Here is a 12,312-nt window from a genome sequence, read left to right as displayed (position 1 = left end):
GCCCGGAAGCGCCCACCCTTCCCGGTAGTTCGGTTCGACGAGCAGTACGTGCCCCTGGGCGTCCCGGAAGAGCGCGGCGGCACCGGCGAGAACACGGGGGAGGCCCGCGATGTACGCGGCGAAGTCCTGAGGAGAGGTCATGCGGGGAGGGTAGACGAGCACGGGTGACCGCCAGGAGGCGTACGACTCGCGTCACCACTCCGGGGGACCACGGGGACGTACACGGCGAGGAACAGGGACGTACACGGCGGGGAACGGCTGCCGGGGGAGCGCACTCAGCTCGCCGCCGCCTCCGCCAACCGCACCGTCCGCTCCGCCAGTTCGCTGATCCGTGCCCCGTCGAAGCCGAACACCGCGCTGCGGACCGTGTCCTCCAGGGGGTCCTTCCACTGCGGGGGGATCTCCCGGGCACCGCACAGGACACCGGCCACCGAGCCCGCGGTCGCCCCGTTCGAGTCGGTGTCGAGGCCGCCGCGCACGGTCAGGGTGATCGTACGGGTGAAGTCGCCGGCGCCGTACAGGAGTCCGGCGGTGAGGACGGCGGCGTTGGGGACCGTGTGGATCCAGCCGAGCCCGGCGGTCTCCTCGGTCATCGTGGACAGGGTCTCCTCCCAGCTCAGCCCGGTCTCGTGGAGCGAGAGGACCCGGCGTACGGTACGGGCCAGGCGGCTGCTCGCCGGGATCACCATGAGCGCGGTGTCGATCGCCGAGCGCACGGTCGGCGCGGTGAACGCGGCCGAGATCAGCGCCGCCGCCCACATCGCTCCGTACACGCCGTTGCCGGTGTGCGAGAGGACCGCGTCACGGCGGGCCAGCGAGGCGGCGTGGCGGGGCACGCCGGGGCACGTCCAGCCGTAGACGTCGGCGCGGATCAGGGCGCCGATCCACTCCTGGTAAGGGTTGTCGTACGTGGCCGTGAGTGGCGGCTTGAGGCCGTTCGCGAGATTGCGGTAGGCCGCCCGCTCCGCCGTGAACGTCTGGAGATACGGCAGTCGCAGCAGCCACAGGTCGCCGACCTGCTCGGTACTGAAGCCGAAGCCGTAGGTCTCCAGCAGGTCGAGGCCGAGGATCGCGTAGTCCACGTCGTCGTCGCGGCAGCTGCCGTGGATGCCGCCGCGCACGCACTCCCGCCACTCGGGGCGCAGCTCGAAGCCGACGCCCGCGCTCACGGGCACGGGGAGGTAGTCGGTGAGCGGCAGGGCCTCGGCCTGCCGCAGATAGCGGTCGATCCGGTCCCGCGTCCAGTGGTCGCCCTGCTCGACCGGCTTGCCGAGCATGTTGCCCGCGATCCGGCCCAGCCAGCCTCCGAGGACGCGGTCGGCGAGCTCGGTGCCCACAGTGGTCATACATCCGGTTTACCGAATCCGGCGCGGTTCCGCCCGGGCAACGAGGGCTTTGCCGCGTCAGCGGGGCCGGTCCCGCGTCAACCCGGGTCCGTCTGGTGCGTCAACCTTCGTCCAGGTACGCACGGCCATGAGATGTTCGTCTGGTTTACTGCCGGGCGTCCGCGGCGTCCGCCCGGACCCTCGACCACGACCAGTCCCCACCAGGAGAGTCATGCCCCCCACCCCGATGAGCCGTACGATCCTGTCGGCGGCCGCGTATCCGGCCGTTCTGTTCTCCGCCGCCGTCCTCTCCGCCGCCCCGGCCCATGCGGCGCCGGCCGAGCCCCTCGTCCGGTCGGGAGACGTCAACGTCCTCACCGGGGACCTCGACACCATGGAGGACGTGCAGGAGCACATCAGCATGCCCCGCGGCTACGGCCACACCATGACGCACCAGCTGTACGACCACAGCGGCGCCGCCACCCAGGAGTGAGACCGCGCGACCGGGGCCGTCCGCCCTGGGCAGTGGCCCCTTCGACCGGTTAGGGTCGCTGCGGCGCGCTGCCTTGGCATGCGCGCCGCAAGGCCCGGAGAGCGAGGGGAATCACGGTGGCGGGAACCGCGCGGGTGCTGATCGCGGCGGACAAGTTCAAGGGCTCGCTGACGGCCGTACAGGTGGCGGAGCGGGTCACGGCGGGACTGCGCCGGGTCGCACCCGAGGCCGGGATCGAGGCGCTGCCCGTGGCCGACGGCGGCGACGGGACGGTGGACGCGGCGGTCGCGGCGGGTTTCGAGCGCCGTGAGGTACGGGTCACCGGCCCGCTCGGGGAGCCCGTGACGGCGGCGTACGCGCTGCGCGGCGACACGGCTGTCGTGGAGATGGCCGAGGCCAGCGGTTTGCAGCGGCTTCCCGCCGGTGTCCTCGCCCCGTTGACGGCCACGACGTACGGGTCGGGCGAGCTGTTGCGCGCCGCGCTGGACGCGGGGGCGCAGACGATCGTGTTCGGCGTGGGCGGCAGTGCGACCACGGATGGCGGTGCGGGCATGCTGGCCGCGCTCGGGGCGCGCTTCCTCGACGCGGGCGGAGAGCCCGTGGGCCCCGGCGGCGGAGCCCTGCGGAACCTGGCGACCGCCGACCTCTCCGGACTCGACCCCCGGCTCTCCGGGATCGAGCTGGTGCTGGCCAGCGATGTGGACAATCCGTTGACCGGGCCCAAGGGCGCGTCGGCCGTGTACGGGCCGCAGAAGGGCGCGACACCGGACGACGTGGCGGAGCTGGACGCCGCGCTGGGTCACTTCGCGGAGATCCTGGAGAAGACGATCGGCGCGCGGGCGGCCGAGTACGCCACCTCGCCCGGCGCGGGGGCCGCGGGCGGGATCGGCTACGGCGCGCTGATCCTCGGCGCCGCCTTCCGGCCGGGTATCGAGGTCATGCTCGAGGTCCTGGGCTTCGCGCCCGCGCTGGAGCGGGCCACGCTCGTGATCACCGGCGAGGGCTCCCTGGACGAGCAGACCCTGCACGGCAAGGCACCCGCGGGCGTCGCCGCGGCGGCGCGCGCCGCCGGCAAGGAGGTCGTCGCGGTCTGCGGCCGCCTGGCGTTGTCCCCGCAGGCCCTCGGCGGGGCGGGCATCAGCCGCGCCTACCCGCTGACGGAGGCCGAGCCCGACGTCCAGCGCTGCATCGCGAACGCGGGCCCCATCCTGGAGACCGTGGCGGAACGAATCGCCAGGGACCACCTGACCTGAGGGCGGACCCCACCGGACGGTTTGTTTCCCGCCCCCGCCGCCCCCGAGGACCAACGAAGAGGGCCCGAACCAAAGGTTCGGGCCCCCTCTTCACCAACACAAGCCGGACACAAGCCGGGCGTGCGCCGGACGGCTACGGCAGCTGCGCCGCCCGGGCCTCCCGCCGGTTGTCACGGAAGTTGTTCACCCGGCGAGCCGTGGCGAACAGCGGAATCACCGCACCCATCACCAGCTGCAGCGCGCACCCCGTCTGGAGCAGCAGCTGCCCGCTGGGCGCGTCGAAGGCCCACGCCGCCAGCAGCCCCATCGACAGGACGATCCACGACAGCATCGCCACCGCGAGACGGCCCCGCGGCTTCGGGTACTCCACCCGGCTGACCATCAGCCACGCCGTACCCAGAATGGCCAGCAGCGTCGCCACGAACGGCAGCTCGAGCAGCACGATCGAGACGACGGTGAGCGCGCCGAACGGTGACGGCATGCCCTGGAAGGTGCCGTCCTTCACCGTCACACACGAGAAGCGGGCCAGCCTCAGCACCACCGCCAGCAACACCACGATCGCGCCCAGCGCCGCGACCCGCTGGTGTGCGTCGTCGGCCACCATGCCGTAGACCAGCACGAAGTACGCCGGGGCCAGCCCGAAGCTGATCAGGTCGGAGAGGTTGTCCAGCTCCGCACCCATGGGGGAGGAGCGGAGCTTCCTCGCCACCAGGCCGTCGAACAGGTCGAAGACCGCCGCGCACAGCATGAGGATGACCGCCGTGGCCGCGCTGTGCCGGGCCATGCCCGTCTCCTGGCTGCCCGTGAGGTGCGGGATCAGGATGCCGGTGGTGGTGAAGTACACCGCCATGAAGCCGCACGTGGCGTTGCCGAGCGTCAGAGTGTCCGCTATCGACAGGCGCAACGACAGCGGCATCTCCTCCTCGTCGTCGTCCTCCGCGTCCGGCACCCAGCCGGCCTGTGTCTCAGGATCAATCACGGTCAATGCGAGTCACCCCAGCCACGGTCTTCTGCCCGACCTCGACCGCGACCTCGACGCCCTCGGGGAGGTAGATGTCGACACGCGAACCGAAGCGGATCAGCCCGATCCGGTCACCCTGCTCCACCTTGGTGCCCTGCGGGACGTAAGGGACGATACGGCGAGCGACGGCGCCGGCGATCTGGACCATCTCGATGTCACCGAGTTCGGTGTCGAAGTGCCAGACGACGCGCTCGTTGTTCTCGCTCTCCTTGTTGAACGCCGGAACGAACCCGCCGGGGATGTGCTCGACCGACGTGACCGTGCCGGAGAGCGGCGCGCGGTTCACATGGACGTTGAGCGGGCTCATGAAGATCGCGACGCGGGTGCGCCCGTCCTTCCACGGCATGATGCTCTGCACCACACCGTCGGCGGGCGAGATGACCCGGCCCTGGGTGATCTCGCGCTCTGGGTCGCGGAAGAACCACAGCATGCCCGCCGCCAGCGCGGTGGCGGGCACGGCCACGGCCTTGGCGACGCCGGAGCGGCGGCTGCGGGCCAGGCTGAGGGCTGCGGTGGCGACGGTCGGGAGAAGCCACGGCGATGCTCCGCGCGCGAGGCGTACGCCGGCCCGGCTGTCGCGAGGTGCAGAGGTTTGGCTGTGGGGCATGGATGACCTTCGTAGCGGATGATGCCGCGCGGGAACGGGGACGGCGGCTTTCCCGGGATCGTACCGGTCGCGGGCCGCAACTGGGCAAGCCAAGCAGCCGAGTCGGCAGCCGGAGACCGCTGACGGGGTGTGATCTTCTTCTCGAAGAAAACACCCCGAAACGGGCATCCGGCCCTGGACTAGCCCTGGAATCGATACTCTTCGAGCAGCCTGCGTCCGATGATCATTTTCTGGATTTCGGCGGTACCTTCGCCGATCAGCAGCATCGGTGCCTCACGGTAGAGGCGCTCGATCTCGTACTCCTTGGAGAAGCCGTAGCCGCCGTGGATCCGGAAAGCGTCCTCCACGACTTCCTTGCAGTATTCGGAGGCGAGGTACTTCGCCATTCCTGCTTCGAGGTCGTTTCGTTGGCCCGAGTCCTTTTTGCGAGCTGCGTTCACCATCATCGCATGGGCGGCCTCGACCTTGGTAGCCATCTCCGCCAGCTTGAACTGAATGGCCTGATGCTGGGCGATCGGCTTGCCGAAGGTGTGGCGCTGCTGGGCGTACTGGACACCCAGTTCGAACGCACGCTGAGCGACGCCGCAGCCACGTGCGGCCACATTCACGCGGCCCACCTCGACGCCGTCCATCATTTGGTAAAACCCTCGGCCGGTGGCTCCGCCGAGTACCCGATTGGCCGGAATGCGCAGGTCGTCCATGATGAGTTCGGTCGTGTCGACGCCCTTGTAACCCATCTTGTCGATCTTCCCGGGGATGGTCAGCCCGGGCCGGACCTCACCGAAGCCGGCCTCCTTCTCGACGAGGAAGGTCGTCATCGACTTGTGGGGTGCCGTCCCCTCGGGGTGTCCTTCGTCACTCCGCACCAGAACGGCAACCAGGGTTGACGTCCCGCCGTTCGTCAGCCACATCTTCTGGCCGTTCAGGACGTACTCGTCGCCGTCCTTGACCGCCTTCGATGTGATGGCCGACACATCCGAGCCCAGCCCCGGCTCCGACATCGAGAAGGCCCCCCGGATCTCACCGAGTGCCATCTTCGGCAGGAAGTGCTCCTTCTGCTCCTCGGTGCCGTGCTGCTTGAGCATGTACGCCACGATGAAGTGCGTGTTGATGATGCCGGACACGGACATCCAGCCGCGGGCGATCTCCTCCACGCACAGCGCGTAGGTCAGCAGCGACTCGCCCAGCCCCCCGTACTCCTCGGGGATCATCAGCCCGAACAGGCCCAACTCCTTGAGCCCGTCGACGATCTGCTGCGGGTACTCGTCGCGGTGCTCCAGCTCGGTCGCGACCGGAATGATCTCCTTGTCCACGAAGTCCCGGACCGTGGACAGGATCTCCTGCTGGATGTCGGTGAGGCCGTGGGTCTCGGCGAGTCGGCTCATGACTACTTCTCCTGCTGCTTCAATTCAGGGCGGCCGGGCTGTTCGCCGCCGCGCTCCTTGATGTAGGTCTCGGTGGGCACCATCACCTTGCGGCGGAACACGCACACCAGCGTGCCGTCCTGCTTGTAGCCCTTGGTCTCCACATGCACGATGCCGCGGTCGTTCTTCGACTTGGACGGCCACTTGTCGAGCACCGTCGTCTCGCCGTAGACCGTGTCGCCGTGGAAGGTCGGCGCCACGTGCCTGAGCGACTCGATCTCCAGGTTGGCGATCGCCTTGCCGGAGATGTCCGGGACGGACATGCCGAGCAGCAGGGAGTAGACGTAGTTCCCGACCACGACGTTCTTGCCGAAGTCCGTCGTGTTCTCCGCGTAGTTGGCGTCCATGTGGAGCGGGTGGTGGTTCATGGTGAGGAGACAGAAGAGGTGGTCGTCGTACTCCGTGACCGTCTTGCCCGGCCAGTGCTTGTACGTCACCCCGACCTCGAACTCCTCGTACGTACGTCCGAACTGCATCGCCGTCACGGCCCCTCTAGTTGGCGGGAATCTCGAACTTGCTGGTGCGCTGCATACCGGCGGCGCGGCCCTTGCCCGCGATGACCAGCGCCATCTTGCGGCTGGCCTCGTCGATCATCTCGTCGCCGAGCATCGCGGAGCCCTTCTTGCCGCCCGCCTCGGACGTGCAGTACTCGTACGCGTCCAGGATCAGCTCGGCGTGGTCGTAGTCCTCCTGCGAGGGGGAGAAGATCTCGTTGGACGCCTCGACCTGACCCGGGTGGAGCACCCACTTGCCGTCGAAGCCGAGCGCGGCGGCACGCCGCGCGACCTCGCGGTAGCCGTCGACGTTGCGGATCTGCAGGTAGGGGCCGTCGATCGCCTGGAGGTTGTTGGCGCGGGCGGCCATCAGGATCTTCATCAGGATGTAGTGGTAGGCGTCCGCCGGGTAGCCGGGCGGCTGCTCGCCCACGACCAGTGACTTCATGTTGATGGACGCCATGAAGTCGGCCGGGCCGAAGATGATGGTCTCGACGCGCGGGGAGGCCTGCGCGATCTCGTTGACGTTGTTCAGGCCCTGCGCGTTCTCGATCTGGGCCTCGATACCGATCCGCCCGACCTCGAAGCCCATCGTCTTCTCGATCTGGGTGAGGAGCAGGTCCAGGGCGACGACCTGCTGGGCGTCCTGCACCTTCGGGAGCATGATGCAGTCCAGGTTCTGGCCCGCGCCCTCGACGACCGTGACGACGTCGCGGTACGTCCACTCCGTCGTCCAGTCGTTGACGCGCACGACCCGGGTCTTGCCGGTCCAGTCGCCCTCGTTGAGGAACTTCACGATCGTGTGCCGCGCCTCGGGCTTGGCGAGCGGGGCGCAGGCGTCCTCCAGGTCGAGGAAGACCTGGTCCGCCGGGAGGCCCTGCGCCTTCTCCAGGAAGCGGGGGTTCGAGCCCGGTACGGCCAGGCAGGAGCGCCGCGGACGGAGACGGTTGACGGTCATGCGGGGACCTCCAGGGGGTCGAGCTTGTTCGCTTTCCGGATCTCGTCGACGATGCGGCCGATGATTCCGGTGATGTCGAAGTCCTTCGGGGTGAAGACGGCGGCCACTCCGGTGGCCCTGAGCTGTTCCGCGTCACCGCCTGGGATGATGCCACCGGCGATCACCGGAATATCTGTGGCACCGGCCACACGCAGCCGCTCCAGCACATCAGGCACCAGTTGCGCGTGCGAGCCGGAGAGGATCGACAGGCCGACCGCGTGCACGTCCTCGGCGAGGGCCGCGTCCACGATCTGCTCGGGGGTGAGCCGGATGCCCTGGTAGACCACCTCGAATCCGGCGTCACGGGCCCGCACGGCGATCTGCTCGGCGCCGTTGGAGTGACCGTCCAGACCGGGCTTGCCGACCAGGAAGCGGAGCTTGCCGACGCCCAGGTCACGGGCGGTCGCGTCCACCCTGCGGCGGACCTCGGCCAGCCCGGTGCCCTCCTCGGCGGCCACCGCGACGGGCGCGGACGAGACACCGGTCGGCGCCCGGAACTCCCCGAACACCTCCCGCAGCGCCCCGGCCCACTCACCGGTCGTGACCCCGGCGCGGGCGCACTCCAGGGTGGCCTCCATCAGGTTGTCGCTGCCCTTGGCGGCCTCCTTCAGCCGCTCCAGCGCCTTGCAGGGGCGCGGGTGGTTGAAGGGGGGCTGGTAGCGGGTGTCGCGCCAGTTCCGCAGGGCCTTGACGACCCGCGCCTCGACCGCCGGGTCGACCGTCTGGATCGCGGTGTCCAGGTCGGCCGTCAGCGGGTTCGGCTCGGTCGTCTCGAAGATGTTGACGCCGACGATCTTCTCCCGGCCGGACTCGATCCGGGCCCGGCGCTCCGCGTGCGAGGCCACGAGCTGCGACTTCAGATAGCCCGACTCGACGGCGGCCATCGCACCGCCCATCTCCTGGATCCGCTCGATCTCCGCGAACGACTCCTCGACCAGCTCGGAGACCTTCGCCTCGATGACGTGCGAGCCCTCGAAGATGTCCTCGTACTCCAGCAGGTCGCTCTCGTGCGCGAGCACCTGCTGGATGCGCAGCGACCACTGCTGGTCCCAGGGCCGGGGCAGGCCCAGCGCCTCGTTCCAGGCGGGGAGCTGGACGGCACGCGCGCGGGCGTCCTTCGAGAGCGTCACGGCCAGCATCTCCAGCACGATCCGCTGGACGTTGTTCTCGGGCTGGGCCTCCGTCAGGCCGAGGGAGTTGACCTGCACTCCGTACCGGAAGCGCCGCTGCTTGGGGTCCTCGATGCCGTACCGCTCGCGCGTGATGCGGTCCCAGATGCGGCCGAACGCCCGCATCTTGCACATCTCCTCGACGAATCGGACGCCCGCGTTCACGAAGAACGAGATACGGGCGACCACATCGCCCATGCGCTCCTGCGGCACCTGGCCGGAGTCACGGACGGCGTCCAGCACGGCGACGGCCGTCGACATCGCGTACGCGATCTCCTGCACCGGCGTGGCGCCCGCCTCCTGCAGGTGGTAGCTGCAGATGTTGATCGGGTTCCACTTCGGGATGTGGGAGACCGTGTACGCGATCATGTCCGTCGTCAGACGCAGGGACGGACCCGGCGGGAAGACATGGGTCCCCCGTGACAGGTACTCCTTGACGATGTCGTTCTGCGTCGTCCCCTGGAGCCTGGTGATGTCCGCGCCCTGCTCCTCGGCGACGACCTGGTAGAGCGCCAGCAGCCACATGGCCGTGGCGTTGATGGTCATCGAGGTGTTCATCTGCTCCAGGGGGATGTCCTGGAACAGCCGGCGCATGTCACCGAGGTGCGAGACGGGCACCCCGACCCGGCCGACCTCGCCGCGGGCGAGGACGTGGTCGGGGTCGTAGCCGGTCTGCGTCGGCAGGTCGAACGCCACCGACAGACCCGTCTGCCCCTTGGCGAGGTTGCGCCGGTACAACTCGTTGGACGCCTCGGCCGTGGAGTGACCGGCATACGTGCGCATCAGCCACGGCCGGTCCTTCTGACGCTCACTCATGGACCTACCTCAGATGTTCCGGAAGCGGTTGATGGCGTCGACGTGCTTGGCCCGCTTCTCGTGGTCGCGGACGCCCAGGCCCTCCTCGGGGGCCAGGCACAGCACGCCGACCTTGCCCTGGTGGAGGTTGCGGTGCACGTCGTACGCGGCCTGGCCGGTCTCCCCCAGCGGGTACACCTTCGAGAGCGTCGGGTGGATCTTGCCCTTGGCGATGAGCCGGTTCGCTTCCCAGGCCTCGCGGTAGTTGGCGAAGTGGGAGCCGATGATCCGCTTCAGGGACATCCACAGGTAGCGGTTGTCGTACTCGTGGTTGTAGCCCGAGGTCGAGGCGCACGTGACGATCGTGCCGCCCTTGCGGGTGACGTACACGGAGGCGCCGAAGGTCTCACGGCCGGGGTGCTCGAAGACGATGTCGACGTCCTCGCCGCCGGTGAGCTCGCGGATGCGCTTGCCGAAGCGCTTCCACTCCTTCGGGTCCTGGGTGTGCTCGTCCTTCCAGAACTTGTAGTCCTCGGCGGTGCGGTCGATGATCGCCTCGGCGCCCATGGAGCGGCAGATCTCCGCCTTCTGGGGCGAGGACACGACACAGATGGGGTTGGCGCCGCCCGCGAGCGCGAACTGCGTCGCGTACGAGCCGAGGCCGCCGCTCGCTCCCCAGATGAGGACGTTGTCGCCCTGCTTCATACCGGCGCCGTTGCGGGAGACCAGCTGCCGGTACGCGGTCGAGTTGACCAGGCCCGGAGCGGCGGCCTCCTCCCAGCTGAGGTGGTCCGGCTTGGGCATCAGCTGGTTGGACTTGACCAGCGCGATCTCGGCGAGCCCGCCGAAGTTGGTCTCGAAGCCCCAGATGCGCTGCTCGGGGTCGAGCATCGTGTCGTTGTGGCCGTCGCTCGACTCCAGCTCGACCGAGAGGCAGTGTGCGACGACCTCGTCACCGGGCTGCCAGGCGTTGACGCCGGGGCCGGTGCGCAGGACGACGCCCGCGAGGTCGGAGCCGATGATGTGGTACGGCAGGTCGTGGCGCTTGGTCAGCTCGCTGAGCCGTCCGTAGCGCTCCAGGAAGCCGAAGGTCGACAGCGGCTCGAAGATCGAGGTCCACACCGAGTTGTAGTTGACCGAGGAGGCCATGACGGCCACCAGGGCCTCACCCGGGCCGAGCTCCGGGAGCGGCACCTCGTCGAGGTGGATCGACTTGCGTGGGTCCTTGTCGCGGGTCGCGAGGCCCGCGAACATCTCCGTCTCGTCCTTGTGCACGGTGATCGCGCGGTACGACTCGGGGAGCGGCAGAGCGGCGAAGTCGGCGGACGTGGAGTCCGGCGACTGGATCGCGTCCAGGATTTCCTTCACGGTGTTGCCTCCGGCGACGAGCGTCCTGAGGGAAGACGCTTGCTGAGGGTTACGTCGGGTGCTGCTGAGGGTGTGAGGGGTGCCGTCGGTTCGGCGGGAGGGTGGTGCTCGGCAGCGCTTTGTGGCGCGGAGGGTGCCTGTGACGCAGGCGTCCGGGCGCGCTCGCCCGTGAGGGGCTTGCGGGGACAGCCGACGTACGAAGGATCTCTGCACGCCGGCCGCCCGGACAACTTCAAGGTATGGCACGCCGTGTCACACGGCAAGGCACTCGGTGCCAGAAGTTGCTCTCAGATGAAATCTTTACGTAACAAATGAGCGATGATCGATCAAAGTTACCGCTGAGTAGCCCGAAAATCGGGAGATGTGTGTTCGAAACAGACAAACGACCCAAGGTCGGCCGTGAGTGGCCGGCCCTTGGGCCGTTCGGGTGAAGGGGTGGGAAGGGGGCGAACGCCTAGGTGGCTATGAGCGCTCGCGCAGCGCCTGCTCGATCGTCTTCATGACCTCGTCCAGAGGGGCGTCCGTCCGGGCCACGGTCACCAGCACCTCTCCCTGGGAGGAGACGGACGCCGGGGCCGGGGAGGTGTGGGACGAGGGCTCGTACCGGCCGGCCCCGATGCCCGTGCCGAACGTCTTGCGGACGATCGCGAAGGCGTGGTCGAGCTGTGACTCCACGTCTCCCTGTGCCCCGGCCCGCAGCCAGCGCCGCAGCACGTGGTTGTGCGCGGTGACGACCGCCGACGCGGCGACCTCCGCGAGCAGCGGGTCGTCGTTGGCGTCGTCGTCGTGCGCGTGCTCGTCGAAGTGGCCCAGCAGATAGCGGGTGAACAGCCGTTCGTAGCGGGCGACCGACGCGATCTCCGCCTCACGCAGGGTGGGGACCTCCCGGGTGAGCTTGTAGCGCTGCACGGAGATCTCCGGCCGGGCCGCGTACATCCGCATGACTTCCTTGATGCCGCGGCACACCGTGTCGAGCGGGTGCTCGTGCGCGGGCGCCGCGTTCAGTACGGCCTCGGCCCGGATCAGTGTGTCGTCGTGGTCCGGGAAGATCGCCTCTTCCTTGGAGCGGAAGTGGCGGAAGAAGGTCCGCCGGGCGACTCCGGCCGCCGCGGCGATCTCGTCGACGGTGGTCGCCTCGTACCCCTTCGTGGCGAACAGTTCCATGGCCGCGGCCGCCAGTTCCCGGCGCATCTTGAGCCGTTGGGCGGCCGCGCGACCGCCCGCGGCACTTTCCGGAGTGTCGGGCGTAGCTGCTGTACGTGAGGACCTGGCGGGCTGGGACATGACCCGAACGTACTGCATCTGCGCAGGACGATGCGCGGATCGGCCGATCCCCCCGCCTTCCGCGGGCGGGGAATCGCCGGGG

At 69.0% G+C, this 12,312-nt stretch carries 11 protein-coding genes and 1 pseudogene; 2 read left to right on the top strand and 10 right to left on the bottom strand.

Features of this window, described 5'->3' with window-relative positions; translation table 11 throughout:
* Nucleotides 1-141: pseudogene (locus FNH04_RS29850) on the bottom strand (NUDIX hydrolase); the annotation flags it as partial.
* A 134-nt stretch (nucleotides 142-275) separates the two neighbouring features.
* The gene (locus FNH04_RS29845; protein ID WP_152788889.1) at nucleotides 276-1,346 is read right to left on the bottom strand and encodes an ADP-ribosylglycohydrolase family protein; all 1,071 of its coding nucleotides are present in this window, start codon (nucleotides 1,344-1,346) and stop codon (nucleotides 276-278) included.
* Nucleotides 1,347-1,557: 211 nt separating this feature from the next.
* On the opposite strand from FNH04_RS29845, the gene FNH04_RS29840 reads away from it, so the two are divergent.
* Nucleotides 1,558-1,818 carry a hypothetical protein gene (locus tag FNH04_RS29840; RefSeq protein ID WP_152788888.1) on the top strand — a complete coding sequence of 87 codons (261 nt, stop codon included), beginning with the start codon at nucleotides 1,558-1,560 and terminating at the stop codon, nucleotides 1,816-1,818.
* A 116-nt stretch (nucleotides 1,819-1,934) separates the two neighbouring features.
* Nucleotides 1,935-3,071: a glycerate kinase gene (locus FNH04_RS29835; protein ID WP_322724211.1), complete on the top strand. Its 1,137-nt coding sequence runs from the start codon at nucleotides 1,935-1,937 to the stop codon at nucleotides 3,069-3,071.
* Between the two features lie 133 nt (nucleotides 3,072-3,204).
* On the opposite strand, the gene pssA is transcribed toward FNH04_RS29835, so the two are convergent.
* The 8 genes from pssA to FNH04_RS29795 form a co-directional block, all read right to left on the bottom strand.
* Nucleotides 3,205-3,987, bottom strand: a complete 783-nt coding sequence (gene pssA, locus FNH04_RS29830) for a CDP-diacylglycerol--serine O-phosphatidyltransferase (RefSeq protein WP_152788891.1) — start codon at nucleotides 3,985-3,987, stop codon at nucleotides 3,205-3,207.
* 55 nt (nucleotides 3,988-4,042) lie between these two features.
* A complete protein-coding gene (locus FNH04_RS29825) occupies nucleotides 4,043-4,699 on the bottom strand; it encodes a phosphatidylserine decarboxylase (RefSeq protein ID WP_152788886.1) in 657 nt (218 codons plus the stop codon).
* Between the two features lie 179 nt (nucleotides 4,700-4,878).
* A complete protein-coding gene (locus FNH04_RS29820; protein ID WP_152788885.1) occupies nucleotides 4,879-6,084 on the bottom strand; it encodes an acyl-CoA dehydrogenase family protein in 1,206 nt (401 codons plus the stop codon).
* A gap of 2 nt (nucleotides 6,085-6,086) precedes the next feature.
* On the bottom strand, nucleotides 6,087-6,599 hold the full coding sequence (locus tag FNH04_RS29815; protein ID WP_152788884.1) for a MaoC family dehydratase: 513 nt from the start codon (nucleotides 6,597-6,599) through the stop codon (nucleotides 6,087-6,089).
* A 16-nt stretch (nucleotides 6,600-6,615) separates the two neighbouring features.
* Nucleotides 6,616-7,575 carry an HpcH/HpaI aldolase/citrate lyase family protein gene (locus FNH04_RS29810; RefSeq protein ID WP_152788883.1) on the bottom strand — a complete coding sequence of 320 codons (960 nt, stop codon included), beginning with the start codon at nucleotides 7,573-7,575 and terminating at the stop codon, nucleotides 6,616-6,618.
* Nucleotides 7,572-9,599 carry a protein meaA gene (locus FNH04_RS29805; protein WP_152788882.1) on the bottom strand — a complete coding sequence of 676 codons (2,028 nt, stop codon included), beginning with the start codon at nucleotides 9,597-9,599 and terminating at the stop codon, nucleotides 7,572-7,574. Before FNH04_RS29805 ends, FNH04_RS29810 begins: the two co-directional genes overlap by 4 nt.
* Nucleotides 9,600-9,608: 9 nt before the next feature.
* Nucleotides 9,609-10,946, bottom strand: a complete 1,338-nt coding sequence (gene ccrA / locus FNH04_RS29800) for a crotonyl-CoA carboxylase/reductase (protein ID WP_322724208.1) — start codon at nucleotides 10,944-10,946, stop codon at nucleotides 9,609-9,611.
* A 462-nt stretch (nucleotides 10,947-11,408) separates the two neighbouring features.
* A complete protein-coding gene (locus tag FNH04_RS29795; protein WP_194236861.1) occupies nucleotides 11,409-12,230 on the bottom strand; it encodes a TetR family transcriptional regulator in 822 nt (273 codons plus the stop codon).
* Nucleotides 12,231-12,312 lie beyond the last annotated feature (82 nt).

Origin of the sequence: Streptomyces phyllanthi (assembly GCF_009377205.1) — a bacterium.
In the GTDB taxonomy this organism is placed as follows: Bacteria; Actinomycetota; Actinomycetes; order Streptomycetales; family Streptomycetaceae; genus Streptomyces; species Streptomyces phyllanthi.
Note: the sequence above shows the minus strand (reverse complement) of the source record. Positions and strands in the feature narration are given on the sequence as shown.

Coding starts and splice junctions, on each gene's coding strand:
- FNH04_RS29845 (WP_152788889.1), bottom strand. CDS start 1,346: ATGACCACTGTGGGCACCGAGCTCGCCGACCGCGTCCTCGGAGGCTGG.
- FNH04_RS29840 (WP_152788888.1), top strand. CDS start 1,558: ATGCCCCCCACCCCGATGAGCCGTACGATCCTGTCGGCGGCCGCGTAT.
- pssA (WP_152788891.1), bottom strand. CDS start 3,987: ATGCCGCTGTCGTTGCGCCTGTCGATAGCGGACACTCTGACGCTCGGC.
- FNH04_RS29825 (WP_152788886.1), bottom strand. CDS start 4,699: ATGCCCCACAGCCAAACCTCTGCACCTCGCGACAGCCGGGCCGGCGTA.
- FNH04_RS29820 (WP_152788885.1), bottom strand. CDS start 6,084: ATGAGCCGACTCGCCGAGACCCACGGCCTCACCGACATCCAGCAGGAG.
- FNH04_RS29815 (WP_152788884.1), bottom strand. CDS start 6,599: ATGCAGTTCGGACGTACGTACGAGGAGTTCGAGGTCGGGGTGACGTAC.
- FNH04_RS29810 (WP_152788883.1), bottom strand. CDS start 7,575: ATGACCGTCAACCGTCTCCGTCCGCGGCGCTCCTGCCTGGCCGTACCG.
- FNH04_RS29805 (WP_152788882.1), bottom strand. CDS start 9,599: ATGAGTGAGCGTCAGAAGGACCGGCCGTGGCTGATGCGCACGTATGCC.
- FNH04_RS29795 (WP_194236861.1), bottom strand. CDS start 12,230: ATGTCCCAGCCCGCCAGGTCCTCACGTACAGCAGCTACGCCCGACACT.